This is a genomic window from Desulfofundulus thermocisternus DSM 10259, from assembly GCF_000686645.1.
Taxonomy (GTDB): domain Bacteria; phylum Bacillota; class Desulfotomaculia; order Desulfotomaculales; family Desulfovirgulaceae; genus Desulfofundulus; species Desulfofundulus australicus.
Window position 1 is genome coordinate 1 of record NZ_JMLG01000008.1, and the last position, 25437, is coordinate 25437.

A 25437-nucleotide genomic window follows, 5' to 3' on the forward strand; every position below is an offset into this window, starting at 1 on the left:
TCACGGAAGCGGACATCATCGTATCCGGCGGCCGGGGCATGAAAGCGGCGGAGAACTTCCGCATACTGGAAGAACTGGCGGACGTGCTGGGTGCGGCGGTGGGAGCCTCCCGGGCGGCGGTGGATGCCGGTTATGCGCCGCACAGCATGCAGGTGGGCCAGACGGGCAAAACCGTATCCCCGCAGCTGTACATTGCCTGCGGCATTTCGGGAGCCATCCAGCACCTGGCGGGGATGAGCTCCTCGAAGGTGATTGTGGCCATCAACAAGGACCCGGAAGCCAACATCTTCAAGGTGGCCGATTACGGCATTGTGGGCGACCTCTTCGAGGTGGTGCCCCTGCTGACGCAGGAGTTCAAAAAACTCCTCGGCAAGGAGTAAATGAGGAGGGGAACGATGAAGGAAGTAGTAATTGTCAGCGGGGTACGTACGGCCATCGGCGCCTTTGGCGGTTCCTTAAAAGATGTGCCGGTGGTCAAGCTGGGCAGCCTGGTTATTAAAGAGGCCTTAAAAAGAGCCGGATTGAGACCTGTTTCCAGCCAGGAACTTTTAGATTACGGTCCCGATGCCCTGAAGGGTGAGCCGGTGACGGATCTGGAACGCAGTTACTATGATTGGGATGATACTCTGCAGGAAGTTCAGGTTGACGAAGTGATTATGGGGCACGTGCTCCAGGGCGGCAACGGCCAGAATACCGCCCGCCAGGCTGCCATTTATGCCGGTATTCCCAAGGAATCCACCGCCTTTACGGTAAATAAAGTTTGCGGCTCGGGCCTGAAGGCCATTGCCCTGGGCGCCCAGGCCATCATGGCCGGTGAGGCGGAGGTAGTGGTGGCCGGTGGCATGGAGAACATGAGCCAGGCGCCTTACATCCTGCCCCGGGCCCGCTGGGGGTACCGGATGGATGTCGGTGCCAGAGGTGAATGCATTGACCTGATGGTTTACGACGGGCTGTGGGAAATTTTCTACGGCTACCACATGGGTAATACGGCGGAAAACATCGCCGCCAAATACGGTATCACCCGCCGGGAGCAGGATGAACTGGGCCTGCTCAGCCACCAGCGGGCCAGGGCCGCCATCAAGGAAGGGCTCTTCAAGCAAGAAATTGTACCCGTACCCATACCCCAGAAGAAAGGCGAACCGGTGCTTTTTGACACCGACGAGCGGCCCATGGATACCAGTATGGAAAAGATGGCCAAATTGCGCCCGGTCTTCCGGCCCGATGGAACAGTAACCGCGGGCAACGCCTCGGGCATAAACGACGCGGCGGCGGCGGTGGTGCTCATGTCCCGGGAAAAAGCGGAGGAACTGGGCTTAAAGCCGTGGGTGGCCATTAAATCCTTTGCCTCCGGCGGTGTGGACCCGGCCTACATGGGCACCGGGCCGGTTCCGGCCGTCAGAAAAGCCCTGAAAAAGGCCGGACTGACCATCGAGGATATAGACGTGGTGGAACTGAATGAAGCCTTTGCCGCCCAGGCCCTGGCCTGTATGAGGGAACTCGGGCTCAGCCTGGAAAAAACCAACCCGCTGGGCAGCGGTATTTCCCTGGGGCACCCCATAGGCTGCACCGGGGCCAGGCTGGTGGTTACCATTATGCACGAAATGAAGAGGAGAAATCTCGGCACCGGCCTGGTCACCATGTGCATAGGTGGTGGTCAGGGAATGGCCATGGTTCTGGAAAATATTTAAACAAGTACCTGTTTAGATAGTAGACTGGCTGTAAAAAACCTATCATCGGGGAGGTTTAAGGCTTATGGATGTGCAAAAAGTAATGGTTGTCGGAGCCGGCCAGATGGGGTCGGGTATTGCCCAGGTGGCGGCGGCAGTGGCCGGCTGCCAGGTTATCTTGAATGACATTAAGGATGAATTTGTCCGGCGGGGGCTGAGCAATATTGAGAAGAACCTGAGCCGGGATGTGAGCAAGGGAAGGCTGCAGGAAGACCAGAAGGCGGAGATCCTGGCGCGCATAACACCTTCCACCAGCCTGGCCGATGCTAAGGACGTGGACCTGGTTATTGAAGCGGCAATAGAAAATATGGAAGTGAAGTCCAGCATTTTCAAACAGCTGGATGAAATCTGTCCCCCCCATACCATCCTGGCCACCAATACTTCGTCTTTGCCCATAACCCAGATTGCCGCGGCAACAAAGAGGCCGGAGAAGGTTATCGGCATGCACTTTATGAACCCGGTACCGGTAATGAAGCTGGTGGAAGTTATCCGCGGGCTGGCTACCTCCGATGAAACCTTTAATGTGGTCAAGACCATGAGTGAGCGCATGGGCAAGGTGCCCGTGGAAGTCAACGATGCTCCGGGTTTTGTATCCAACCGGGTGCTCCTGCCCATGATCAACGAAGCTATTTACTGTGTTTACGAAGGCATAGCCACTCCCGAAGCGGTGGACCAGGTCATGAAGCTGGGTATGAACCACCCCATGGGACCCCTGGCCCTGGCAGACCTTATTGGTCTGGATACCTGCCTGTACATCATGGAAGTGCTGCACAGGGAGCTGGGCGACAGCAAGTACCGTCCCTGCCCGCTGCTGAAAAAATACGTGGCTGCCGGCTGGCTGGGCCGCAAGACCGGCCGGGGATTCTACGTATATAACCAGTAACTTCCCGGCCCGGGAGTCAAACCTACGAAGGGAGGCAGGAGAATGTCCTGGAACAATATCCTGGTGGACAAAGATGGCCCGCTGGCCATACTTACCATCAACCGGCCGCAGGTATTGAACGCGCTAAATGCCGAAACGCTTAAGGAAATCGAGGGTGCTGTGGACGAACTGGCAGAAGATGAGGCCATCCGGGTAATTATTATCACCGGGGCGGGAGAAAAGGCTTTTGTAGCCGGGGCCGATATCGCTTTCATGAGCAAGCTCACCCCCCTGGAGGCCAGGAATTTTGCCCGGTTGGGGCAGAGGGTGCTGAGCAAAATTGAGAACCTGCCCAAGCCGGTAATTGCTGCCATTAACGGGTACGCCCTGGGGGGTGGCTGCGAGCTGGCCATGGCCTGTGATATCCGGGTGGCCTCGGAGAAGGCCAAATTCGGGCAACCGGAGGTCAACCTGGGCCTGATTGCCGGTTTCGGCGGAACCCAGCGTTTAACCAGGCTGGTCAATCCCGGCCTGGCCAAGGAGATTTTGTTTACGGCGGATATGCTTGACGCCGAAACCGCCCGGCGTATCGGCCTGGTGAACCATGTGGTTCCGGCGGAAGAACTGCTTAACTTCTGCCGGGGAATGGCCGAGCGTATTGCTGCCCGGGGGCCGGTAGCCGTGCGGCTAACCAAGGAAGCCGTGAATGAAGGGCTGGAAATGGATCTGGAGAAGGCCCTGGCCCACGAGGCCGATCTGTTCGGGCTGGTATTTGCCACGGCTGACCGGGAGGAAGGTATTGCGGCCTTTTTAAACAAGCGCAAGCCGCAATTTCAGGGACGTTAAGGTTGGGTAAATAAGCATCCCGGATAATTGTTTTAAATTAAATGGGAAAAGTGAAAATGCAGGCTGGAAAGTAACAGCCTGTATTTTTTTACATATTCACCCCTGTTTTAGAGGTGTAGTATTCTATTCCGGGAATATAGTATAATTTAAAATAATCAGGTGCGGGCAGCAATGGTGGAGGGAGGCTGGAGTTCATGGACATAACCTGGCTTTTCCTTGTACTCTGTCCCTACATGCTTTTATATTTTTACCTGTGGGACTTTACTACCTGGAATCATAGAAAAATAGTTATCTTCTGGGTACTCGGGTTGGTAATTCTGGTTGGTGCATATTCCTTAATTAATTATTTGAATCCTGTTCATCCTGCATTTCCCGGACTTTTTTAATTAGTTTCTTAAAAGCAATTTTGTTAAGTAAAATATCAGTTTCAGCCAGGATAATGAAGGTATTAATGCTTTATTTGTCATTACTGTCTCCGGTGATATTTCCCTGCTCGTTTTCCATTAGTTTGCCAAAGGATTCAAGCAATCGTTTAGCTTTTTCGGGGCTAATGCCGTATTTTACGGCAACTTCCCTCACCTGCAACCAGTCGTCATTCTGGCTCGCATAAGCTCCCTCTGCCAGGGCCGGCGGCTTTTTCTGAATTAACACCACCAGGCCATGAACCCTTTTTTCCCCGGGGCGGAGATAAATATCTTCATACCGGGGGTTGGCCGCCTTTAATTTCCACCGGCCGTCTTCGGAAAGAACATACCTTATTCCCAGCTCATCGTTATTTAACTGCACGACAGCTAGTTGACCGGATTCTGCAGCGTCGGCCTTTTTACAAATAGCGATATCTCCCGGTATAATTCCGGCTCCCCTCATGCTATCATCTTTTACTATAAAGGCAAAATCAGCTTCCAGTTCCCTGTCAATATTAATGTAGCCGGCGATATCCTTTTCATTAAATGCTGCCCGTATGGTTTCAAAAAGGGGTACCTGCTTGATGGGCAGGAAGTCGGCCAGTGGTTTTTGAATGAGCGTTCTGATGGCTTCCATTGAGCTTATATTTTCTCCAAGAAAAAAAGAAAGGGGCTTGCCTAAAATCACTGAGATACGTTTAAGATCATCTATGGAAATCCGCCTTTTCCCTTTCTCATAAAGATTGATGGCCGTTTTGGTAAAGCCCAGTTTTTCACCCAGCTGTTCCTGGGTGAGTCCCCGGTCTTCACGGGCCTTTTTTATTCTCCTGCCTATTTCCTCGTAATAATTTTTCATAATGCCACCCGGGTTTTCAAAGTTTACAACCTGTTGCATATTATTCCCTGGAATTTCGGAAAAACCTCTTGACAGCATGTTGTCATTGTGATAACTTTAGAAAAAATAGCGTGAACCGGCATTTTCTATAAGGAATTTTCCCCTGGTGTTAACGAAATGATAACATTATATACGGGGTGATAACGTGGTTGGGCGTAGAAGCAAGATGGGCGAAGTTGAAGCCAGGTTTGGCCAGCCGGTGGCAAGTCTAATTAAGCATTATTATTATGAAAAGGGGTATACCCTGGACCAGCTGGCCCGCCTGTTCGGTGTGGGCAGGGCAACGGTTTCGGTCTGGATGTTGAAGCTGGGCCTTCCTACAAGGGATTGGAAATTACCCGACCCCGGCAAAATAAAGCACGATACGTATCACAATAAATAAAAATGGTTGCCGGGCAGGTATTTAACAGAATCAGGTAATTAGTTGCGGCTCTTTATTTAAATTTGAGGGGGGAAGGGCTTGGATTTAAATCTTGATTTAAATCTTAAGAATCAGATTGAATACCTGCGGCGGAGATTAAATGGGATGAGCAGGGAGGACAGGGAGGAGATTCTTCTTTTGAGCCAGCACCTGGATAGATTGATTGTACAATACCAGCGATTAGTATTTTCTCTAAAGAAAGGAAATAAATATTCAGAATATTAGATTCGCGGCATAAATCAAGTCAGAAATTGTCCCCCGTTACCTGTGCCACTGCCGATTGACGGCGGCGGCAGCCGGGAAAGTCTGGAATTTGGGGTCAGATGGGCTAGAAAAGTAAGAATGTGTACCAGCTTTTGTTATTTTTATCGTTGCTTTCCCCCGGGGTAGTGCTATAATTATTCTATAATAACTTATGGAAAGGTTACAGACGGGGGGTTTTATATGTTTGTACGGGACTATATGAGCACCTCTCCTATCTGCATTAATTCGGGCACTCCCATCCTGGAAGCGCTGAATATTATGAGGAAGAACAGGATCAGGCACCTGCCAGTGGTGGACAAGGGTCAGCTTGTTGGTCTGGTTACCGAACGAGATTTGCTTACCGTTTCTCCCTCCCCCGCGACCACCCTGAGTGTTTTTGAGATGAATTACCTGTTATCTAAAATGGTAGTTAAGGAGGTTATGAAAACCAGCCCCATTACTATAGGGCCCGATTGTTCTATTGAAGAAGCGTCTTTGATTATGCGGGAACATAAAATTGGAAGCCTGCCCGTAGTGGAGGAGGACAGGCTGGTGGGTATCATTACCCAGACTGATATTCTGGACGCTCTAATCCGGATCTTTGGCCTGCGCAAGGCAGGAACCCGCCTGGTGCTGGAAGCCAGCGATCGCATTGGTGCCCTGGCCGATATTCTGGCCATTGTAAGGGAGCACCAGATCAATGTTATTGGTGTGGCCTGCCGGGAAAAAGAAGAACAGCGGGTTCAGATCATGCTTCGCCTGAGTACTGTAGAACCCCAATCTCTGATTAATGATTTACAGAAGCAAGGTTATGAGGTAAAATCTGTTAGCTAGTTGTTCGGGGAGAAATTCTGGTTTTGGAGAAGTCCGGCTCCCTGGGGGAGCCGGATTAATTTTGATTAATTTTTTGCTACCGTTGCATTATAATTTTAGTTGGGCATTACTATATTCAAACGGTAAAGGAGAAGATCCTTATGGAATCCGCTGGCTCTCATGTCTTATCCCGTTATGCCACCATAGCCATTGATATTGCCACCCGTATTGCCAGGGGTGAATATCGTGAGGGGCAAAAAATTTTCGGCCGTTCCACGCTGGCTGGCAAGTACAACGTTTCTCCGGAAACCATCCGCCGTGCTTTAACCCTCCTGCAGGATACGGGAATTGTGCAGGTTTCCCCGGGAGTGGGGGTGGTGGTAAAGTCTCAAAAGGCGGCCGAGGCTTTCCTGGCGGAGTGCGGGCAGCGTCAGATCCTGAGGGATATGCAGGAACGGCTGCACCGCCTCTTACGGGAAAGGGATCGGATTAACAACGAGATTGAAAAGTTGATGAATGAGCTGCTGGATTATACATTCAAGATGGCAGGTAACCTGCAGCGGATAGAAGAAATCCGGGTGCTGCCCACATCGCCCCTGGTAGGTAAATCCCTGGCCGAGGCGAAGTTCCGGGCCCAAACAGGGTCCACCGTGCTGGCCATTTATCGTGGAGGTGAGGAGATCCTCTCACCCCAGGCCGATACGGTAATAAAGGCTGATGATATATTGATTGTTCTGGCCCCGCCGGAGTTAAAAGACCAGGTTTACCACCTTGTTAACGGTACGGCGGTAAAACAATAAAATAGACCCCTTCCGCAAGCGGTAAGGGGTCTTGAATTTTAAGAACTGATTAATTTACTATGTTTAAACACTTAAACCTGCTGCATTTTCTTAATGGCTTCACGGATTTCGTCAACGGATGCTTCTTCTTCAATGGTTGAGAGGTCGCCCAGTTCTTTCCCCGTCCAGAGGGACCTCATAACCCGGCGCATAATTTTACCACTGCGGGTCTTGGGTAAAGAGTTTACAAACTGGATATCCCTGATGATGACAATGGGTCCCATGGTTTTACGCACATGGGCTATTAATTCTTTCTTAATTTCTTCGCCGGGCTGGTAGCCCTGCTTTAAGACCACGAAGGCGCAGGCCACTTCTCCTTTGAGTTCATCGGGTACTCCCGAGACACCTGCTTCTACCACTGCCGGGTGGGAAATAAGGGCGTTTTCAATTTCAATGGTACCAATCCTGTGGGCGGCGATTTTGATTACCTCATCGGAGCGACCGGCAAACCAGATGTACCCATCCTCGTCCATAGAAGCGGCGTCCCCGCAATAATACCGGCCCTGGGTAAAGGGCAGTCGCTCCCAGTATTCCTTCTGGTAACCCTCTTCATTGTTCCAGAGGGTGGAGGTCAGTCCCGGGAAGGGTCTTAAGATGGTAACAATCCCTTTTTCACCGGGAGCGGCGGGCTTTCCATCCTTATCATCAACAATTTCCGCAATGATGCCGGGTACGGGGATACCTGCCGAGCCCGGTTTTATAGGAATCATACCCAGCCCGTACGGGTTGGCGAAGATGGGGCCGGAAGTCTCGGTCTGCCACATATGGTCCATAACGGGGATTTTATTTTCAAAAACCTGTTCCTGCAGCCAGCTCCAGGCAGCGGGGTTCAGGACTTCTCCCGCGCAGAATACCCGGCTGACCGTGGAAAGATCGTGTTTTTTGGCGTGTTCAATACCCAGCTTCATCAGGCCCCGTACCCCGGTGGGGGATGTCCACACGGCCGTAACTTTATTCCGTTCGATGATATCCCACCACATATCCGGGCGCGGGTAGTCGGGAGTTCCTTCGTAAAGAACGCTGGTAGCGCCCACCAGGAGAGGACCGTAGACGTTATAACTGTGCCCCACAATCCATCCGATGTCCGAGGTGCAGAACCAGACGTCTTCTTCCTGCAAAGCGTAAATCCACTTGGCCATGGAGTAAATATAAACCTGATAACCGCCATGTTTCTGCACGGTAACCTTGGGTTTGGCGGTGGTGCCGGATGTGGGAAGCAGGAAGAGGGGTTCGTTTGCTTCCATCAATTCTACTTCTGCACTCTGGCCTTCACCGAGAGCCAGAAACTCATCCCAGAAAATGTCGCGCCCGGCCTTCATCGGTGGTGATTGTGCCTTATTTTTCTGTAAAACCACTACTTTTTGGATCAGGTCTTCGGGACACATGGCCAGGGCTTCGTCAATTATGCCCTTAAGGGGAACTGGTTTGCCCCGCCGCAGGCCCTCGTCCTGGGTAAGGAGATACCTGGCACCGGTGATCTGCAGGCGATCGGCCACTGCCCCGGCAGAAAATCCAGCAAAGATAACCACGTGGATGGCTCCAATACGGGCACAGGCCAGCATGGCGGTAACCGATTCGATGCCGGTGGGCATGTAGATGGCTACCCGGTCGCCTTTTTTCACCCCCAGGCCTCTTAACGCTGCAGCATACTGTTTTACCAGGGAAAGAAGCTGGCCGTAGGTTATTACCCTTACTTCGCCGGTTTCCCCTGACTCGGCAATAAATGCAGCCCGGCCTGCCTTCCCTCTTTTGACCTTATAGTCCACGCAGTTGTAACAAATATTGGTCAGCCCACCGGAGAACCACTGAAAGGTGGGGTAATTCCAGGTGAACACCTTGTCCCACTTTTTGAACCAGTAAATATCATGAGCTGCTTTATTGGCAGCTTCTGCCCAGAAACCTTCCGGATCACTGGCTGCCCAGTCGATAAAAGCTTTTACCTGCGGGGGAACCATTCCGGTACCCATTTTTCCCGCCATTCGCATTACCTCCCCTTAGCGATACGAACTTTGTTTATTCTTAGTATAAATTGATAATAAGGTAAAGATTAAGAATATTCCGGCGTGATGTATTTTTTTGAGTGTGAGTGGATTTATAGCCAGAGCGAATGGATCGAGCCGCGTCGTTTATCCGTTTATCCGGCCAATATTGACACCGGCAGCAAACAGGCCTATAATAGCCTTAGAGTTCTAAAAATTAAAGAGTTAAAAAGCCTTCGGGGATGGGTGAAATTCCCTACCGGCGGTATGGAGGGCGGATGACCTTCCGAGCCCGCGAGCCCTGCACCATCACGCATGTTGCAGGGTTGATCTGGTGAAAGGCCAGAGCCGACAGTAAAAGTCTGGATGGGAGAAGGCATAGTGATTCTGCTTTTCCAGAGAAAAGCAGGAAAGTCTCTTTTTATGCCTGTTAGCCCTGAAGGTTATCACCGGATCAGGGCTTTTCTATTTTCTTTTACAGGGTGAGGACATTGGACGTACATTACATGCGAATGGCCCTGGACCTGGCCAAAAAGGCAATGGGCAGAACCAGCCCCAACCCCATGGTGGGAGCTGTGCTGGTAAAAGATGGTCAGGTGGTTGGCCGGGGTTATCATGCCCGGGCCGGGACTCCCCATGCTGAAATTCACGCCTTAAGGGAAGCCGGTGAGCGGGCGGAAGGGGCAACCCTGTATGTTACTCTGGAACCTTGCTGCCACCAGGGACGCACGGGTCCCTGTACCGAGGCCATTCTGGCTGCCGGTGTTAAGCGGGTGGTAACCGCCATGGTCGACCCCAACCCCCTTGTGGCCGGCCGGGGGGTGGAAAGGCTGCGCCAGGCCGGGGTCGAGGTAACGGTAGGTGTGCTGGAAGAGGAGGCCCGCAGGTTGAATGAGGTTTTTGTGAAGTACATTACCACCCGCAGTCCCTTTGTGGTTTTAAAAGCGGCCATGAGCCTGGACGGTAAAATAGCTACCCGCACCGGGGAATCCCGCTGGATCACCGGTTCGCAGGCCCGGCTGGCCGTTCATTATTTAAGGGATCGTTATGATGCGATCCTGGTGGGTATTAATACCGTACTCAAGGACAACCCTTCTTTAACCACTCGTCTTCCGGATCGGGAAGGCAGGGATCCGGTGCGGGTCATTGTGGACAGCCTGGCCCGTACTCCTCCCGGTGCCCGGGTGATCACCCAGGAATCCCCGGCGCCAACCATTGTGGCCGTTACGGAAAAGGCGCCCGAAGAAAACCGGCGTCGCCTGGAAGATGCCGGGGCCCGGGTGCTGGTGGTGCCCGGCCCGGGACCCGGGGTGGACCTGGTCGCCTTAATGAAGGAGCTGGCCCGCCGGGAAATAACCAGCGTGCTGGTGGAAGGTGGCAGCCGGATTCACGCGTCTTTTCTGGAATCGCGCCTGGTGGATAAGGTAATCTGGTTCATTGCCCCCCTGATTATTGGTGGGAGCAGTGCACCCGGCCCTGTTGGCGGGGAAGGTCCGGCCCGGCTGTCCGAAGCAGTGCGTTTAAGAGAGGTCCTTATTACCCGCTACGGGGAGGATTTCTGCGTGGAGGGATATGTGAACGACGGGGGTGCAGTTTGATGTTCACCGGGCTGGTTGAGGAAATTGGGGTTTTGCGCCATATAAGCCGGGGAAAGGATTCCGCCCGGTTGACGGTGGAGGCGGCCAGGATACCGGGCAATCTGGAGCTGGGAGATAGTGTGGCCGTAAATGGTGTTTGCCTGACAGTGGTATCCTTCACCCGTTCATCATTTACGGTAGACGTTATGGCCGAAACCCTGGCCCGGACCAATTTGGGACACCTGCAGCCGGGAGATCGGGTCAACCTGGAAAGGGCTTTGCGCCTGGGTGACCGGCTGGGTGGCCACCTGGTGACCGGGCATATTGATGGTGTGGGTCAAGTTTTACGCCGCCAGGAACATGATATAGCTATCCTGCTAACTATTGGTGCTGCACCGGAAGTGTTGAGATATATAGTAAAAAAAGGTTCGGTGGCTGTCGATGGCACCAGTTTAACGGTGGTGGATGTGGATGAGGAGAGCTTTTTAGTTTCCCTGATCCCCCATACCGCCCGGCATACCATTCTGGGTGCTAAAAAAAGGGGAGATCTGGTGAACCTGGAAACGGACATTATCGGGAAGTATGTAGAAAGATTTTTAAATCTGCCCGCTCCGGGGCAGATCCGGGGCAGGTCCTCCGGGATTACCCTGGATTTTCTGGCTGAACATGGATTTATAACCAGATAGACAGGAGTGAAGGAGCAATGGAATTTCGTTTTAACTCTGTAGAAGAGGCCATCGAGGATATCCGCCAGGGCAAAATGGTGGTCGTTGTGGACGACGAGGACCGGGAAAATGAAGGCGATGTCATCATGGCGGCGGAAAAAGTTACTCCCGAGGCAATTAATTTTATGGCCACCCATGCCCGGGGACTGATCTGTATGCCCATAACCAATGAGCGGGCGGATGAACTGGATTTGCCGCTTATGGTTACCCACAGTACTGACAAACATGGTACCGCTTTTACCGTATCTGTGGACCACAAGGATACCAGTACAGGTATTTCCGCTTATGAGCGGGCACAGACCATCAGGGCTATTCTGGATCCGGCCACCCGGCCCGAAGATTTGCGCCGCCCGGGACACATCTTCCCCCTGCGTGCCCGGGAGGGCGGGGTGCTGCGCCGGGCCGGCCATACCGAAGCAGCAGTAGATCTGGCCCGGCTGGCTGGATTGTACCCGGCAGGGGTAATTTGTGAGATTATGAAGGAAGACGGTACCATGGCCCGGGTGCCTGAATTAATGGCTTTCTGCCGGCAGCACGGCTTGAAGATCATTACCATTGCCGATTTAATCAGGTACCGGCGGCGTACAGAAAAACTGGTCCGCCGCGTGGATTCTGCCCGCCTGCCTACCAAATATGGTGAGTTTACTGCCGTAGCTTATGAAAGCCTGCTGGATGGTAAAGGTCATCTGGCCCTGGTTAAGGGGGATTTAAGTCAGGTGGAAGCCCCCCTGGTACGGGTTCATTCCGAGTGCCTGACCGGAGACGTCCTGGGTTCCACCCGCTGTGATTGTGGAGATCAGCTCGTCCGGGCCATGCAAATGATTGCCAGGGAAGGAGTAGGTGTGTTACTCTATATGCGGCAGGAAGGCCGCGGTATAGGTCTTTTAAACAAGATCCGGGCTTATAAGCTGCAGGATCAGGGTAAGGATACGGTGGAAGCCAACGAAGCTCTGGGATTCCCTCCCGACCTGCGGGATTATGGTATCGGGGCTCAAATTCTGGTTGATCTCGGGCTCAAGAAAATTCGTTTGTTGACCAATAACCCGCGGAAGATTGCCGGCCTGGAGGGCTATGGCCTGGAAGTGGTGGCCAGGATACCCATTGAGATATCTCCCAATAAATATAACCGCTTCTACCTGGCAACAAAAAGAAAAAAACTGGGTCACCTGCTCAGTATAGCCGATGAGGTGAGCTAAAATACTTATTCCTGTGCGGCCTTAATTAATGGTGAAGACGGGAAGACAGGTACCTTTATATGGAAAGGGGTAGCATAATGCCTAAAGTATACGAGGGACACTTGATTGGCCAGGGCCTGCGTTTCGGCCTGGTGGTGGGACGTTTCAACGAGTTTATCACCAACAAGCTTTTAACGGGGGCTCTCGATGCCCTGCACCGGCACGGTGTGGCGGATCAGGATATAGAGATTGCCTGGGTGCCGGGGGCCTTTGAAATTCCCCTGGTGGCCAGGCGCCTGGTGGCTGCACAGCGTTTTGACGCCATAATCTGCCTGGGGGCGGTGATCCGCGGGGCCACACCCCATTTCGACTATGTGGCTGCCGAGGTGGCCAAGGGAGTGGCCAAAGTGGGGCTGGATTCCGGTGTGCCGGTGATATTCGGTATAATTACTGCCGATACCCTCGAACAGGCTATAGAACGTGCGGGAACCAAGGCTGGTAACAAAGGTTGGGATGCTGCGGTGGGGGCTATTGAAATGGCCAACCTCATGCGCAGCCTTGGCTAATGAGAAGGAGGCATACCGGTGGAGTCACCACGCACAATACAAAATTTAAAAGAAGTGGCTGATTTTCGGGTTACACCCGGTGAAAGGCTTTTTTCCGCCAGCAACCAGGAAATTATGGCCGGCTGGACAACCGATATTTACTTTATCAAAACCAGGGAAATTCTACGGGCCATGGGCCTTGACGGAACGGAAGTAACAGCTGAGATTTTTGCCGGTAGGGAAGGTGTGCTGGCCGGGGTACCGGAGGTGAAAACTCTCCTGGCCGGGACGGGGGTGGAGGTCTGGTCCCTACCCGAGGGAGAGTGGTTTGGGGAAAAAGAAGTGGTTATGCGCATCCACGGTCCCTACGACCGCTTCGGCATTTACGAAACGGCTATCCTGGGCATACTGGCCAGCTCCAGCGGCTGGGCTACGGCAGCCAGGAAATGCCGGGAAGCTGCGGGTAACAAACGGGTGGTTTGCTTTGGTGCCCGGCATGTCCACCCGGCGGTGGCCCCGGTTATGGAGAGGGCGGCAATCGTGGGGGGTGCCGACGGGGCCAGCTGTATTTTGGGAGCCAAACTGGCCGGTCAGGAACCTGTGGGAACGCTGCCCCATGCCGTCATGCTCATCGTAGGGGATACCGTGGAGGTAGCCCTGGCTTACCAGCGGACCATGCCTGAAGGGACGCCGGTAATTGTGCTGGTGGATACCTTTAAAGATGAGGCGGAAGAGGCTCTGCGGGTCGCCCGGGTCCTGGGGAAAGACCTGGCAGCCATAAGGCTGGATACTCCCGGCGAGCGGGGGGGAGTTACTCCCGCGCTGGTCAGGGAGGTGCGTGCCCGCCTGAATCAGGCGGGATACAACCACGTGGAGATCCTGGTGAGCGGCGGCCTGACTCCCGAGCGCATCCAGTTACTAAGCCAGGCAGGGGCTGATTCTTTCGGGGTGGGGAGCTATATATCCGGTGCTGCACCGATAGATATGACCATGGATTTGAAAGAGGTTAACGGCAAACCCGTTGCCAAGCGGGGGCGCATACCCGGTATTACCCCCAGTCCCCGCCTGCAAAGGATTCTATAGACCGGAATCCGGGCCTATAAAATAAAAAACGGCTTGTAAAAGCCGCTTTGTTAAATTGCCCTCTGCACCTTACCGCTGCGCAGGCAACGGGTGCAGACCAGTATTCTCCTGGGGGTACCGTTAACCAGCGCCCTTACCCGCTGTAAATTTGGCTGCCAGGTCCTTTTGGTCCGGATGTGGGAGTGGCTAACCTGCATACCCACCACCACGCCTTTACCGCAGATAGCACATTTTCTGGCCAAGAATGCCACCTCCTTTTTCTAGACCACTCTTAAATTCTAGCAAAAATGCCCTTGCTGTGCAAGGTAAAACATCCGGTGTGATCCGGATTTTCTCGCAGGTTCAGTAAGTGCTGATGAGACCGCAAATTTGATCCTAAATAAGCTGCGGCAGGTGTATAAGGGGGTAAGTATAATTTAAAGCAATTCATGGTTGAAACCGGTTATGAGCGCTATCCCGTTCAATATTTAAAGATGGTTGGCCCGCGCCGCTTTGCCCTGCTGAAGAAACTGGGAATTAAAACTGTAAGGGATTTACTTTATCATTTTCCCCGGGAATACCGGGAACGTACAGTAAAGCCATCCAGTGCCTGTGCCCACGGGGAACAGGCTACCCTGCAGGGCAGGGTGCTCAGGGTCAGCGAACTTAACCCCAGGCCCGGCCTCTGGGTTACCAGGGTCCAGATCCAGGAGCCGGGGGGGTATTTTATTGCTGTATGGTTCAACCAGCGTTACATAAAAAAACTGCTGGCTCCCGGGAGCCGTATCCAGGTTACGGGGAAGATCGAGCGCCGTTTTGGCGAAGTCCAGCTGCTGGTAACCGATTATGAGTTGCTGGATGGCGAAACCCACGCACCTCAAAGCGGCTTGATTCCTGTTTACCCGCTTACAGAACAGTTGAGCCAGCGGCTTATGCGTTCTTTAGTCAGCCTTGCCCTGGACGAATGGCTGCCTCACATCCATGATTTTCTCCCGCCGGAAATACGGCAAAAGTTTTCCCTGCCCGATCTTGCCAGTGCCCTGCGGCAGATCCATTTTCCCGCAGTCGAAAAGGAAGCTATCAGGGCAAGAAAACGTTTTATTTTTGAAGAGCTGTTTTTGCTCCAGCTTCTCCTGGCCCTGAGGCGCAGGCAGAATACCAGAAGGATGAAGCCGCACCGTTACCATGATCGCAGGAACCTGGTGGAGAGTTTCCTTTCCAGCCTGCCCTTTACCCTGACGGACGCCCAGCAGCAGGCGTGGGAAGAAATCAAAGCCGACATGGATGCTCCCTGGCCCATGAACCGGCTGTTGCAGGGAGATGTGGGGGCGGGAAAGACAGTGGTCAGTACTCTGGCCCTGCTCCGGGCGGTGGGAAGCGGGCTGCAGGGAGCGTTAATGGTGCCCACAGAAATCCTGGCCGAGCAGCATTACCTTACTCTCTCCAGAGATCTGGCTCCTTTAGGAATTGAAGTCGGTCTGCTTTCCGGGAGTATGAAAAAGAAAGAAAGAGAAAAAATTCTAAGCGGTCTGGCCAGTGGGGAAATACCCCTGGTCGTGGGTACCCAGGCCCTGATTCAGGAGAAAGTACAGTTTAAAGCTCTGGCGCTGGTGGTTATTGATGAACAGCACCGTTTTGGGGTGCGGCAGCGGGCCAAACTGCAATATAAAGGGCACTGCCCCGATGTGCTGGTCATGACGGCTACACCCATACCCCGTACGCTGGCACTAACCCTTTATGGAGATCTGGAGGTAAGCACCATTTCCCAGCTTCCCCCCGGGCGGCAGCCTGTTCAAACCTATGTTCTTCCTTCTTCTTATCTCCCACGGGTTTACGGCCTGGTGCAAAGGGAAGTGGAAAAGGGGGGACAGGCTTATGTGGTTTGTCCCCTGGTGGAAGAATCCGAGAAGATTGATGTGCGGGCTGCCGTGGAGCTGGTGGAGGAACTCTCCCGGGGTCCCCTGGCCGGGTGCAGGATAGGTTTGCTCCACGGACGGTTGAAACCGGGGGAAAAGGAAGAGGTTATGGAGGCCTTTCGCACAGGTCAGATCCAGGTGCTGGTGACCACCACTGTGGTAGAGGTCGGGGTGGACGTACCCACCGCCACAGTAATGGTAATCCTGGATGCCGATCGTTTTGGGCTGGCCCAGCTGCACCAGTTGCGGGGGAGGGTGGGGCGGGGAAAAGCCCGTTCTTACTGTATCCTTATTTCTGACAGCAATACTGAAGAGGCCCGTTTCAGGTTACAGGCCATGACCTCCACCACCGATGGTTTTGCCCTGGCCGAAAAGGATCTGCAGTTAAGGGGGCCGGGGGAATTTGCCGGTACCAGGCAGTCGGGGCTGCCCGAATTTAAGGTGGCCGACCTGATCCGGGACTGGCGTGCCCTGCAGCTTGCCCGGGAGGAAGCAGTGGCCCTGATAAAAAAAGATCCCGAACTAAAGGCGCCGGAACATCGCCTCCTGGCCCGGGAAATGCGTATAAGATTTGGAGAAAAAGCCGGATATCTGGATATTGGTTAAAAAGTTTGAGCCTGTTAAAGGCTTTTTTCTTTGCAAATTTATGCTTTATTTAAGGAAGGTCAAACCAAGACAGATCAAGGCAACATCCTTTCTTAAAAACCTTGTGTTTTAGGGGTTAAAGTGAAGTGGTGGGGTAAAATGTTCTAGACATAATCAGTTGCGTTAAGGTCATAATAAGAGTAGCTCAAAGGTAAGGAGGTGACATAAATGGCGTTAGGGCAAAAGCGGAACAAATTGATTCTTCCCCAGGCCGCCGCGGCTATGGAGCAGTTTAAGTGGGAAACTGCTGCTGAACTGGGAATTCAGGTTCCCCAGAGCGGTTACATGGGCGACCTGCCTTCCCGGGTAAACGGTGCCATTGGCGGTAACATGGTCCGGAAGATGATTGCCGCTTATGAGCAAAGCCTGGCCAGCGGTACCCAGCCTCCGACTCCTCAGGTAACCAACGCTCGCACCACTCCTTAACGGAGGTTAAGGTATGAGCTCTCTGTCTAATATTGTTCCCTATCGAGGGGCCCAACTTCAAGGATGAGCAAGTATCCGGCTCCCTGTTGGTTGGGCCCCCGGCAGGGACAATTTTCTTAATGAAGGTAATAGCTGTAGTCATCCTCCGTCAAGCCTGGATGCAGGGCCAGGGAAATTGCTCCTGCTATAACCTTGGCCGTGGTGGCAATTAAAGAATCTATTTCTTTGGGAGTTACGGTAAGGTTGCCGCCAAAAGGTTCCAGGATTTTTTCAATGGCGCGCCGGGCCAGGGCGGGATTAAAATTCACATTTGCGGGCACGGCCTGTAGCTGTTCCAAATAAGCATTAATGGTATCCTGGCTGATGATGGCAGCATGTACTACAGTTGGTACCCCGATGGCAATTACCGGCACACCCATGCTCTCCCTGTTAATTCCGGCCCGTTGATTACCAATGCCGGAGCCCGGGCTTATACCCGTATCGGCTATCTGGATGGTTGTGCAGATGCGGGATACGTTGCGGGCGGCCAGGGAATCTATGGCAATAATTAATTCCGGATGAATTTTATCCACTACACCCTTAATTATTTCAGCCGTTTCTATACCCGTTAACCCCAGGACTCCCGGTGCCAGGGCACTGACGGAGCGCATCCCGCCCTTTAATTCCTGGGGGGCATAGTTATATAAATGCCTGGTTACAAGGCTCTTTTCGATAACTTTGGGCCCCAGAGAATCAGGGGTAGCCCGCCAGTTTCCCAGGCCGACCAGCAGGATATTGCCGTGTTCAGGAATATGGTTCACGAATTTTTCTAACTGCCGGGCCAGGATCTGGCTTATTTCATGATGAGCGGTGGGATTGTTTTCCCTCAATGCAGGAGCCTCGATGGTGATATACGTCCCCACAGGTTTACCCATGATGGCTTCGGCAGTCTTTTCCACTATATGTACAATGGTTACTTCCCCGTGGTCAAATCTTTCCCGGTCCACCCTGACACCGGGGATTTCCTGCCCCGTTTCCCCCCGGACTATCTCCCGCGCTTCTAATGCCAGATCGAGATTTACGCCGTAGGAGCGAAAAAGTTCAATAAGCAATATTGCCGCCTCCTGCATTGATTCTTCTTACTTTCAAAGATATATTTTCCGGTTGGAGAAGGATTATACGCTACATATTTTGCCTGATCGATTTTTTTGGTATAATATGCTATAATATTTGCGTTGATGAGACGGAGGAAGAAGTATAAGTTTGAGGGTCATTGCTGGAATTGCCAGGAAAAGAAATTTGAAAGTCCCCCGGGGATGGAGCGGGCGGCCCACTGCCGACAGGGTTAAGGAATCCCTCTTTAACATTCTGGGCTCGAGGGTACCCGGCTCTCGTTTCCTGGATCTTTATGCGGGCACGGGTAATGTGGGCATTGAAGCTTTAAGCCGTGGCGCGGCCCGGGCTGTATTTGTGGAGCGGGACAGGAAGGCGGTTAGGGCCATTCGCGATAACCTTATGCAGGTAGGGCTGGCCGGAAAAGCGGAAGTGCTGCCGCAGGATGTTTTGGGAGTTTTAAAGCAACTGGAGGGGCAGCGTTTTGATATAATTTTTATGGACCCACCATATGGACAGGGCCTGGAGATACCCACCCTGGAGGCAATCGATCGTTACGGGTTGCTCGCGGACGGCGGTGTTATAGTAGCCGAAAGCAGCAAGCGGCTGGAAAGCCCGGTTCATGTGGGCGGGCTGGTGCAGTGCCGCCGGCATGTGGTAGGAGATACAGTGCTTTTATTTTATTACCAGCCCGGTTTTGCCGGAGAGGAGGATTAATTTTTGCGCATCGCAGTCTATCCAGGAAGTTTTGATCCTATAACCAACGGGCATCTGGATGTAATTGAGCGGGCAGCATGTTTATTTGACCAGCTGGTTGTAGCAGTATCCCGTAATACCAGTAAAAAGCCGCTTTTTACTGTTAGTGAAAGGTTGGAAATGCTGCGGGAGGTCTTACAGCCCTACTATAATGTGGTTGTTGATTCTTTTGACGGGCTGACTGTTAATTATGCCAAAAATCTTGGTGCGCAGGCAATCATCCGGGGTTTAAGGGCTATCTCGGATTTTGAAAATGAATTTATGATGGCCCTGACCAATAAAAAACTGGTACCCTCAATAGATACTTTATTTCTCATGACCAGGGCTGAATATTCCTTTATCAGTTCCAGTGCGGTAAAGGAAGTGGCCTACTTTGGCGGCTGCGTACGTGATCTGGTACCTCCCGTGGTGGAGCAAAAGTTGAGGGAAAAATTTATGGCCCTCGGGCGACCGGTTAGGGAGGGGTAAAAGTGGAGTTATTGCACATTCTAAATGAGATAGAGGAGATGATTGAAAACAGTCCCCGCATACCCATGACCCGGCGGGTGATGGTGGATGAAGACCGGTTACTGGATTACCTGGACCGTATCCGTACCACCTTGCCCGAAGAATTGCGCCAGGCGCGCTGGCTTCTCCAGGAGCGGGAAAAAGTACTGGCTGATACCCGTAAGGAAGCGGGACGTCTTCTGGAAGACGCCCAGAAACAGCTGGAAAAGCAGGCAGAGGAAAGCGAAGTGGTAAAAAAAGCCCGGGCAATGGCTGATGAAATTGTCCAGCGGGCGGAACAGGTGGCCAGGGAAATCAAGCAGGGTGCGCGGGAATATGCCGATGAGATCCTGGGAGGCCTGGAAGAAGAACTGGATAAAATTATGACCCAGATCCGCAACGGGCGGGCAGAATTAAGGGGAGTCAGGGTTGACAGTAATGTAAATACCCGGTCCGCTCAGGGTTAATCCGCCAGGGCCTGCAAGATGGCTGTAAAGTCACAATATTTTTCCACATTTTCTTTGGCCAGGGTAATCCGCTTGCGGTCCCGCGGGTGAATGTGCCGGCTGACCTCGGCTAACTTTTCAATAGTGGTAAAAGTATCGTAATGTACCAGAATTAATGGTACGTTTTTTTCTGCCGCCCGGGCGATAACTTTAATATCCGGGTATAACCCGCCGGTGAGTATTACCACCGAGGTATTGGTCTCCAGAGCTGCCAGGGCAAGATCAGCCCGGTCCCCACCGGTTATAACGGCTTTATTGGGTGCCCGCCGTAAGTAACCGAGAGCGCTTTCAATGGTCATGGCCCCAATAATTACGTCCTCTACCAGGCGGTTCATATTTTCTTCACCGGCCAGTATTTCCCCACCCAGAGTTTCGTAAAATTCCATTACGGTTGGCGAAGATAATTCCGGGCACTGGGGGATAATGCCGAGGGTGCGGTACCCCTGTTCGTTGAGGATGGCCTTGTATATTCCCTCTGTCTTGGCCAGCAAGGGGCGGGGAACGTTGTTAAAAATGTTTCCCAGCACCTGGATACCCTGTTGTGCCAGGTACCTGTTAAAGAAAATGGCCATGTCAAGGCTGAAGTCGTTTTCAATGCGGATGGTGAACAGGACCGTTGCTTCCAGCTTCCTGGCCAGGGTAGCAGCGTCCAGGCCCCAGCAGCCCATAATGTGAGGGAAAGCAGCTCCCCCGATAAGCACCACGTCAGCCCCGGCACTTACCTGCCGGTAGCAAAAAAGGACCCGTTCCAGCACGTCACCCTGCCGGCACCCCGACAGGTAGGACGGCCCCGCTGTAAAAGGAACGATCATCTCCAGGGGGTGTTTTAAATCCAGCACTTCCTGCATCAAGCGGGCATCTTCATCGTGCTGTTCCCTGAAACCAGTGGTATGACCCACCGGCTTGAAGTAAGCAACCCTGTATCCCTGCTCAACTAATTTTAGGGCCAGCCCCACTGCCAGGGCTGTCTTTCCGCTACCGGCAGTGCCCATAATGTAAAGGTTTTTCACCGCTTTCACCTCACGAAATGGTTATTTTTATATCCAGGGCCCGGGCCCCGTCGGTGTAAGCAAATACAGGATTAATATCCATTTCTGCAATTTCGGGAAAGTCGAGAACCAGCCTGGCCGTGCGGGCAATCATTTCAATAATTGCTTCTAAATCCCTGGGTTTTTCACCCCGGTATCCTCTCAGCAGCGTATAGGCCCTGGTTTCGGTCAACATTTTTTGAATTTCTTCCCTGGTCAGGCCATAAGCCAGGCGAAAAGAAACGTCCTTTAAAAGGTTGACGTAAATTCCACCCAGCCCGAAAGCAATTAAAGGACCGAACTGCACGTCCCGGGTCATGCCAATGATCAGTTCCGTTCCCTGCGGCATCATTTTCTGGACCTCTATTCCGTGAATTACCGCCCTGGGCAGGAAACGCTGTACGTTTTCGGTTATATCTATAAAGGCTCTTTGGGCCTCCCGGGGGGTTTTTATACCCACTTTTACTCCCCCGATGTCCGACTTGTGTAAAATTTGCGGGGAGGCTACCTTCATAACCACCGGGAAACCTATTTCCTGTGCCCTGGCTGCTGCTTCATCGGGGCTGGTAGCCAGAATAATCGGGGCGGTTTTGATCCCGTAATATGCGGCTACCTGGCTGGCTTCGCTGCCCAGGAGAGTTAGCCTGCCTTCCTGGCGTACCTTTTGAAACATTTCCCTGACCGGTTCGCGTTGTATGCCCTCCGGTGCAAGTTCCTCTACTTTTGCCGGCAGTTCCCTGGCCCGGGCGTAGCGTACCATTCCGCTCAGGGCTTTAACGGCCGGTTCGGGAAAGGTAAAACAGGGTATTCCTGCTTCTGCCAGGAGCCTGGCCCCCCCTGCCAGGATTTTACCGCCCATATAGGCGGCAAGTACCGGTTTTTCCGGATGGGAACGGTGAGTCTCAATGATGGCCCGGGCGGTTTGCTCTGGTTCTGTAACTGCGGTGGGGCATACCAGGACCACCGCACCATCCACGTTTTGATCGCCGAGAACCTTTTCCAGGGCAAACCGGTAACGGTCGGCCCCGGCATCGCCCAGGACATCCACCGGGTTATAAATGGCCGCTTCCGGGGGCAGGTTTGACCTTAGCTCCCGGGCGGTTTCTTTTGTTAAACGGGCCATGGCCAGATCGCTCATTTCAATGTTATCCGTGGTTACAATGCCGGGCCCCCCGGCGTTGGTGATCACTGCTATCCGGTTCCCCCCGGGGGCAGGCTGGTGGGCGAAAGCAACGGCCAGGTCAAAAAGTTCGGCCATGCTCCGGGCGCGGATAATGCCGCACTGCCGGAAGGCTGTTTCATAGGCCAGGTCGCTGCCGGCGAGGGCTCCGGTGTGGGAAGAGGCAGCCCGGGCTCCCGCCTGGCTGGCCCCGCTCTTCAGGATTATCACCGGCTTTTTGCGAACGGCTGCCCTGGCTGCCTGTAAAAATTGCTGGCCCCGGGCTACGTCCTCGATATAACACAGGATGACCCTGGTATGGGGATCATCGGCTGCGTCCGCTATGAAATCCGCTTCATTTAGATCGGCCTTGTTGCCCAGGCTGACTATGCGGGAGAAGCCCAGCCCGATGGTCTGACTCCAGTCGAGAATGGCCACCAGCATGGCCCCGCTCTGGGAAATGAAAGCGATATTGCCCCGTTGCGGAAAAACAGCTGAAAAAGAAGCGTTTATAGGGACGTGTGTATCGATCATGCCCACGCAATTGGGTCCCAAGAGACCCATACCGTATTTCCGGCAAATGCCGGTAAGTTCCCTTTCCAGTAACAATCCTTCCCTGCCCACTTCCTTAAATCCCGCCGAAATTACCACCAGGTTTTTAACCCCGGCCTGGCCGCATTCCCGGGCCACGTTGATAACCCGGGCGGCCGGGACAGCGATTACCACCAGGTCCACCTTTTCCCCGACAGCACTTAAACTGGGGTAGCAGCGAAGTCCCTCTACCTCTTCTGCTTTAGGATTAATGGGGTATATCCTGCCCGGGTAACCACAGTCGATCATATTCCTGACCAGCACGTTACCAATTTTACCCTTCTTGTTGGATGCACCGACGATAGCTACCGTCCGGGGATGAAAAAAAGCATGCAGGTCCGCCAAATTATCTCACCCACTTTGAACCTGGTGTCGGTTAAAATTATCATGTCCGGTGAGCAGGGAAAGCATACCACTGGCGGCCTGCATTTTTTATCGGACTTTTAATTTGGTTTTTGCAAGCAAAAGGGATAGCATTTTACCCACATGCCGGGGTGAAGGCAGGCGGGCGCTGGCTGCGCTGGGGCGGGGCCGGGGGCTGACCAGGATGGTGCACCCGTTTTTCAGTGCTTTGAAGGCATCCTCATCGGTGATATCATCTCCAATATAAACCGGGAGTGCCCCCGCGTGTTTCCGGCACAGGTATCTTACTGCCAGTCCTTTATTGACTCCCCGGGGGCGTACCTCCAGCACTTTCTTGCCCGGCATAAGTTCCAGCCGGTTGGCATCCGGAAGGGAGGAAATTTTTTTTATGAAGTTATCTATCACCTGCCGGGCCAGGAAGGGATCAGCCTGGCGGTAGTGCAGGGCCAGCGAAATACCCTTGTTTTCCACCAGGAAACCCCTGCGGCTGGCAATGCATTCCCGGGCTATTCCGTCCAGCTCTGAAATAATTTCTTTTGCCCGCTGATCTTTGAACAGGCGGTGTACTTTGCCGTCGGCTTCCTGTATTTCCGCACCGTGAGCACCAACCAGGTGCAGCCCGGCCAGGGGAATTAATTCCTGCAGTTCGGAAAGCCTGCGGCCGCTGATAATTGCCACCACCCGTCCGGGTAAAAGGGAGAGTTCTCCCAGGACGGATATCAGCTCCGGTTCGGGGCGGGCCTGATCCGGGGTAGGGGCAATGGGTACCAGCGTGCCGTCATAATCCAGCATGAGCAGCAGCCGGGGTGCCCCGGCCATCTTCTCAGCCAGTGTTTCCGGTGTGACCAGGGGTAAATTTACACCCACCGGGATCTGCCTCCCGGTATTACAGGTTGGCCGCGCTGGTGCTTGCCGGGGAAAGGCCCGAAACCAGGCTCTTGACCAGTTTCAGGTTGCTCTGCCACCACCAGCGCACGTCCCGGTTCTTGATTGTGCGGCGTAAAGATTCCAGGCGATTTTTTTGTTCCTGCAGGGGCATCTCCAGCGCCATTTTAATTTTGGCTGCCAGGTGGGCGGGTTCAAAGGGATTGGCCAGGAGCGCTCCGTGAAGTTCTTCTGCTGCTCCGGCAAAGGGACTTAATACGAGCACCCCTTTACCATCGATGCGCGAGATGGCAAATTCCTTGGCCACCAGGTTAAGGCCATCCCTTAAAGCTGTCACCAGCAGGACGTCGGCAGCCAGGTAATGAGCCACTAATTCCGCCTGGTCCAGGGATTGGTAGCGGTAGCGCACCGGTACGGCTCCGTATGTCCTGTCGTAACGTCCGTTGATTTCTCCTACCAGCCTTTCCACTTCCTGTTTTAAAACACCGTATTCACCAATGCCGTTGCGGCTGGGTACGGCAATCTGTAAGAGGGTAACCCTTCCACAATATTCAGGATATTTTTCTAAAAAATAAGCCATAGCCCGTATCCGCTCGGGTATTCCCTTGGTATAATCCATGCGGTCTATACCCAGCAGTATTTTTTCCGCGCCGAGGGAACGGCGTATTTCTTCCGCCCTGGCCCTTACCGCGGGATCGGCGGCCAGCTGTTCGAAACGGTGGCAGTTAATACCTACCGGTATGGCCTGAACCAGGATGCGGCGGTTATGCAGGCGGATCAAACCCTGCTCCGGATAAATTCTGGCCGGGTAATAGCAGGCGACGGTGTCGAGGAAATTCTGGACGTACCGGGCCGTATGGAAAGCAATAAGATCACTTCCCAGGAGGCCATAAATAATCTGGCGCCCCCAGGGGAGAATCTGGAATATGTCGGGTGGGGGGAAGGGGATGTGCCAGAAAAAGGCTATGGTGGCACTTCCGGACATGTTCCGCAAAAGCTGTGGTACCAGGGCCAGGTGAAAGTCGTGTACCCAGTAAATTTCCTTTCTGGTTTCCATTGTAATGCGGGCAAACTTTTGATTTACCCGGCGGTATGCATCCCAGTAGGCCTTTTCAAAGGAACAGCGTTCAGGCATCTGATGGCAAAGGGGCCAGAGGCAGGCGTTGCAGAATCCATGATAATAGTTATCATGTTCTTCGGTAGAGAGAAAAACTTCCTGGAGATGGTAGCGTGGTTCCCCCGGTGGGATGCTCAACTTTGCGCCCCGGTCCTTACCCGAATTGTCGATGCGCCCGCACCAGGAGATCCAGGTTCCGCCCTGGGCGTGCAAAACCGGTTCTACTGCCGAGGCCAGCCCTCCTACCGTGCGCCTGGTAACCAGGCGATCATAACTCTCCTGGATGGTATAGGCTCCGCGGTTGGAAACCACAGCCAGCTGGGCAGAACTTCTGCCGTAGCTGTACACAACTGC

The 25437-nt window shown here is 53.3% G+C and carries 26 protein-coding genes and 1 riboswitch; of the genes, 18 read left to right on the forward strand and 8 right to left on the reverse strand.

The window, feature by feature from the left end:
• The 4 genes from BR83_RS0108085 to BR83_RS0108100 form a co-directional block, all read left to right on the forward strand.
• Positions 1 to 380: electron transfer flavoprotein subunit alpha/FixB family protein (locus tag BR83_RS0108085; RefSeq protein ID WP_027356667.1), on the forward strand; the 380-nt coding region annotated here is incomplete at its 5' end.
• Between the two features lie 15 nt (positions 381 to 395).
• Positions 396 to 1688, forward strand: a complete 1293-nt coding sequence (locus tag BR83_RS0108090) for an acetyl-CoA C-acetyltransferase (protein ID WP_027356668.1) — start codon at positions 396 to 398, stop codon at positions 1686 to 1688.
• 64 nt (positions 1689 to 1752) lie between these two features.
• Positions 1753 to 2610 carry a 3-hydroxybutyryl-CoA dehydrogenase gene (locus BR83_RS0108095; RefSeq protein WP_027356669.1) on the forward strand — a complete coding sequence of 286 codons (858 nt, stop codon included), beginning with the start codon at positions 1753 to 1755 and terminating at the stop codon, positions 2608 to 2610.
• A 42-nt stretch (positions 2611 to 2652) separates the two neighbouring features.
• Positions 2653 to 3435: an enoyl-CoA hydratase-related protein gene (locus tag BR83_RS0108100; protein WP_027356670.1), complete on the forward strand. Its 783-nt coding sequence runs from the start codon at positions 2653 to 2655 to the stop codon at positions 3433 to 3435.
• A gap of 456 nt (positions 3436 to 3891) precedes the next feature.
• On the opposite strand, the gene BR83_RS16395 is transcribed toward BR83_RS0108100, so the two are convergent.
• The gene (locus BR83_RS16395; protein ID WP_162164754.1) at positions 3892 to 4695 is read right to left on the reverse strand and encodes a LexA family protein; all 804 of its coding nucleotides are present in this window, start codon (positions 4693 to 4695) and stop codon (positions 3892 to 3894) included.
• 184 nt (positions 4696 to 4879) lie between these two features.
• Between BR83_RS16395 and BR83_RS0108115 the strand changes: the two genes are divergently transcribed.
• The 4 genes from BR83_RS0108115 to BR83_RS15370 all read left to right on the forward strand — a co-directional run bounded on the left by BR83_RS0108115 (position 4880) and on the right by BR83_RS15370 (position 7011).
• On the forward strand, positions 4880 to 5116 hold the full coding sequence (locus BR83_RS0108115) for a helix-turn-helix domain-containing protein (RefSeq protein ID WP_157832986.1): 237 nt from the start codon (positions 4880 to 4882) through the stop codon (positions 5114 to 5116).
• A 78-nt stretch (positions 5117 to 5194) separates the two neighbouring features.
• Positions 5195 to 5380 (forward strand): aspartyl-phosphate phosphatase Spo0E family protein, encoded by a 186-nt coding sequence (locus BR83_RS0108120; protein WP_027356674.1) that lies wholly within the window; start codon positions 5195 to 5197, stop codon positions 5378 to 5380.
• 219 nt (positions 5381 to 5599) lie between these two features.
• Positions 5600 to 6232, forward strand: coding sequence for a CBS and ACT domain-containing protein (locus tag BR83_RS0108125; RefSeq protein WP_027356675.1), 633 nt, complete (start codon positions 5600 to 5602; stop codon positions 6230 to 6232).
• A 140-nt stretch (positions 6233 to 6372) separates the two neighbouring features.
• Entirely contained in the window at positions 6373 to 7011 is a 639-nt protein-coding gene (locus BR83_RS15370) for a TrkA C-terminal domain-containing protein (RefSeq protein ID WP_034634773.1), read from the forward strand.
• Positions 7012 to 7082: 71 nt separating this feature from the next.
• Here BR83_RS15370 and BR83_RS0108135 read toward each other — a convergent pair whose 3' ends face one another.
• The gene (locus BR83_RS0108135; protein WP_027356676.1) at positions 7083 to 9029 is read right to left on the reverse strand and encodes an acetate--CoA ligase; all 1947 of its coding nucleotides are present in this window, start codon (positions 9027 to 9029) and stop codon (positions 7083 to 7085) included.
• 228 nt (positions 9030 to 9257) lie between these two features.
• Positions 9258 to 9411, forward strand: a riboswitch (FMN riboswitch).
• Between the two features lie 124 nt (positions 9412 to 9535).
• On the opposite strand from BR83_RS0108135, the gene ribD reads away from it, so the two are divergent.
• The 5 genes from ribD to BR83_RS0108160 all read left to right on the forward strand — a co-directional run bounded on the left by ribD (position 9536) and on the right by BR83_RS0108160 (position 14134).
• Positions 9536 to 10627, forward strand: coding sequence for a bifunctional diaminohydroxyphosphoribosylaminopyrimidine deaminase/5-amino-6-(5-phosphoribosylamino)uracil reductase RibD (gene ribD / locus BR83_RS0108140; RefSeq protein ID WP_034634793.1), 1092 nt, complete (start codon positions 9536 to 9538; stop codon positions 10625 to 10627).
• Complete coding sequence (locus BR83_RS0108145; protein WP_027356678.1) at positions 10627 to 11292, forward strand: riboflavin synthase; 666 nt, start codon at positions 10627 to 10629, stop codon at positions 11290 to 11292. Before ribD ends, BR83_RS0108145 begins: the two co-directional genes overlap by 1 nt.
• Before the next feature lie 17 nt (positions 11293 to 11309).
• On the forward strand, positions 11310 to 12527 hold the full coding sequence (locus BR83_RS0108150) for a bifunctional 3,4-dihydroxy-2-butanone-4-phosphate synthase/GTP cyclohydrolase II (RefSeq protein ID WP_027356679.1): 1218 nt from the start codon (positions 11310 to 11312) through the stop codon (positions 12525 to 12527).
• Between the two features lie 77 nt (positions 12528 to 12604).
• A complete protein-coding gene (gene ribH / locus BR83_RS0108155) occupies positions 12605 to 13072 on the forward strand; it encodes a 6,7-dimethyl-8-ribityllumazine synthase (RefSeq protein ID WP_027356680.1) in 468 nt (155 codons plus the stop codon).
• 18 nt (positions 13073 to 13090) lie between these two features.
• Entirely contained in the window at positions 13091 to 14134 is a 1044-nt protein-coding gene (locus BR83_RS0108160) for a nicotinate phosphoribosyltransferase (RefSeq protein WP_027356681.1), read from the forward strand.
• Positions 14135 to 14184: 50 nt separating this feature from the next.
• On the opposite strand, the gene rpmB is transcribed toward BR83_RS0108160, so the two are convergent.
• The gene (rpmB, locus tag BR83_RS0108165; RefSeq protein ID WP_027356682.1) at positions 14185 to 14376 is read right to left on the reverse strand and encodes a 50S ribosomal protein L28; all 192 of its coding nucleotides are present in this window, start codon (positions 14374 to 14376) and stop codon (positions 14185 to 14187) included.
• Between the two features lie 186 nt (positions 14377 to 14562).
• Between rpmB and recG the strand changes: the two genes are divergently transcribed.
• The gene (recG, locus tag BR83_RS0108170; protein WP_027356683.1) at positions 14563 to 16635 is read left to right on the forward strand and encodes an ATP-dependent DNA helicase RecG; all 2073 of its coding nucleotides are present in this window, start codon (positions 14563 to 14565) and stop codon (positions 16633 to 16635) included.
• Positions 16636 to 16842: 207 nt separating this feature from the next.
• Positions 16843 to 17100, forward strand: coding sequence for an alpha/beta-type small acid-soluble spore protein (locus tag BR83_RS0108175; protein ID WP_027356684.1), 258 nt, complete (start codon positions 16843 to 16845; stop codon positions 17098 to 17100).
• A 116-nt stretch (positions 17101 to 17216) separates the two neighbouring features.
• On the opposite strand, the gene gpr is transcribed toward BR83_RS0108175, so the two are convergent.
• Positions 17217 to 18191 (reverse strand): GPR endopeptidase, encoded by a 975-nt coding sequence (gene gpr / locus BR83_RS0108180; protein WP_027356685.1) that lies wholly within the window; start codon positions 18189 to 18191, stop codon positions 17217 to 17219.
• Positions 18192 to 18342: 151 nt separating this feature from the next.
• Between gpr and rsmD the strand changes: the two genes are divergently transcribed.
• From rsmD to BR83_RS15375, 3 genes are read left to right on the forward strand one after another with little or no spacing between them, the layout of a single operon-like run.
• Positions 18343 to 18909 (forward strand): 16S rRNA (guanine(966)-N(2))-methyltransferase RsmD, encoded by a 567-nt coding sequence (rsmD, locus tag BR83_RS0108185; RefSeq protein WP_027356686.1) that lies wholly within the window; start codon positions 18343 to 18345, stop codon positions 18907 to 18909.
• Between the two features lie 3 nt (positions 18910 to 18912).
• Positions 18913 to 19416: a pantetheine-phosphate adenylyltransferase gene (gene coaD / locus BR83_RS0108190; protein WP_027356687.1), complete on the forward strand. Its 504-nt coding sequence runs from the start codon at positions 18913 to 18915 to the stop codon at positions 19414 to 19416.
• 2 nt (positions 19417 to 19418) lie between these two features.
• Positions 19419 to 19901 carry an ATPase gene (locus tag BR83_RS15375; RefSeq protein ID WP_034634777.1) on the forward strand — a complete coding sequence of 161 codons (483 nt, stop codon included), beginning with the start codon at positions 19419 to 19421 and terminating at the stop codon, positions 19899 to 19901.
• On the opposite strand, the gene BR83_RS0108200 is transcribed toward BR83_RS15375, so the two are convergent.
• The 4 genes from BR83_RS0108200 to BR83_RS15380 all read right to left on the reverse strand — a co-directional run bounded on the left by BR83_RS0108200 (position 19898) and on the right by BR83_RS15380 (position 25431).
• On the reverse strand, positions 19898 to 20950 hold the full coding sequence (locus tag BR83_RS0108200; protein WP_027356688.1) for a phosphotransacetylase family protein: 1053 nt from the start codon (positions 20948 to 20950) through the stop codon (positions 19898 to 19900). The genes BR83_RS15375 and BR83_RS0108200 overlap by 4 nt on opposite strands.
• Positions 20951 to 20960: 10 nt before the next feature.
• Complete coding sequence (gene acs / locus BR83_RS0108205; RefSeq protein WP_027356689.1) at positions 20961 to 23063, reverse strand: acetate--CoA ligase alpha subunit; 2103 nt, start codon at positions 23061 to 23063, stop codon at positions 20961 to 20963.
• A gap of 87 nt (positions 23064 to 23150) precedes the next feature.
• The gene (gene otsB / locus BR83_RS0108215; protein WP_051618036.1) at positions 23151 to 23948 is read right to left on the reverse strand and encodes a trehalose-phosphatase; all 798 of its coding nucleotides are present in this window, start codon (positions 23946 to 23948) and stop codon (positions 23151 to 23153) included.
• Positions 23949 to 23967: 19 nt separating this feature from the next.
• Positions 23968 to 25431, reverse strand: a complete 1464-nt coding sequence (locus BR83_RS15380) for an alpha,alpha-trehalose-phosphate synthase (UDP-forming) (RefSeq protein ID WP_034634779.1) — start codon at positions 25429 to 25431, stop codon at positions 23968 to 23970.
• Between the last annotated feature and the right edge of the window lie 6 nt (positions 25432 to 25437).

Bases quoted from the DNA above. Each gene is read 5' to 3' on its own strand.
- BR83_RS0108095 (WP_027356669.1), top strand. From the start codon at position 1,753: ATGGATGTGCAAAAAGTAATGGTTGTCGGAGCCGGCCAGATGGGGTCG.
- BR83_RS0108135 (WP_027356676.1), bottom strand. From the start codon at position 9,029: ATGGCGGGAAAAATGGGTACCGGAATGGTTCCCCCGCAGGTAAAAGCT.
- BR83_RS0108145 (WP_027356678.1), top strand. From the start codon at position 10,627: ATGTTCACCGGGCTGGTTGAGGAAATTGGGGTTTTGCGCCATATAAGC.
- ribD (WP_034634793.1), top strand. From the start codon at position 9,536: ATGCGAATGGCCCTGGACCTGGCCAAAAAGGCAATGGGCAGAACCAGC.
- BR83_RS0108125 (WP_027356675.1), top strand. From the start codon at position 5,600: ATGTTTGTACGGGACTATATGAGCACCTCTCCTATCTGCATTAATTCG.
- BR83_RS0108100 (WP_027356670.1), top strand. From the start codon at position 2,653: ATGTCCTGGAACAATATCCTGGTGGACAAAGATGGCCCGCTGGCCATA.
- BR83_RS0108175 (WP_027356684.1), top strand. From the start codon at position 16,843: ATGGCGTTAGGGCAAAAGCGGAACAAATTGATTCTTCCCCAGGCCGCC.
- BR83_RS0108150 (WP_027356679.1), top strand. From the start codon at position 11,310: ATGGAATTTCGTTTTAACTCTGTAGAAGAGGCCATCGAGGATATCCGC.
- BR83_RS15370 (WP_034634773.1), top strand. From the start codon at position 6,373: ATGGAATCCGCTGGCTCTCATGTCTTATCCCGTTATGCCACCATAGCC.
- BR83_RS0108090 (WP_027356668.1), top strand. From the start codon at position 396: ATGAAGGAAGTAGTAATTGTCAGCGGGGTACGTACGGCCATCGGCGCC.
- BR83_RS16395 (WP_162164754.1), bottom strand. From the start codon at position 4,695: ATGAAAAATTATTACGAGGAAATAGGCAGGAGAATAAAAAAGGCCCGT.
- recG (WP_027356683.1), top strand. From the start codon at position 14,563: ATGGTTGAAACCGGTTATGAGCGCTATCCCGTTCAATATTTAAAGATG.
- ribH (WP_027356680.1), top strand. From the start codon at position 12,605: ATGCCTAAAGTATACGAGGGACACTTGATTGGCCAGGGCCTGCGTTTC.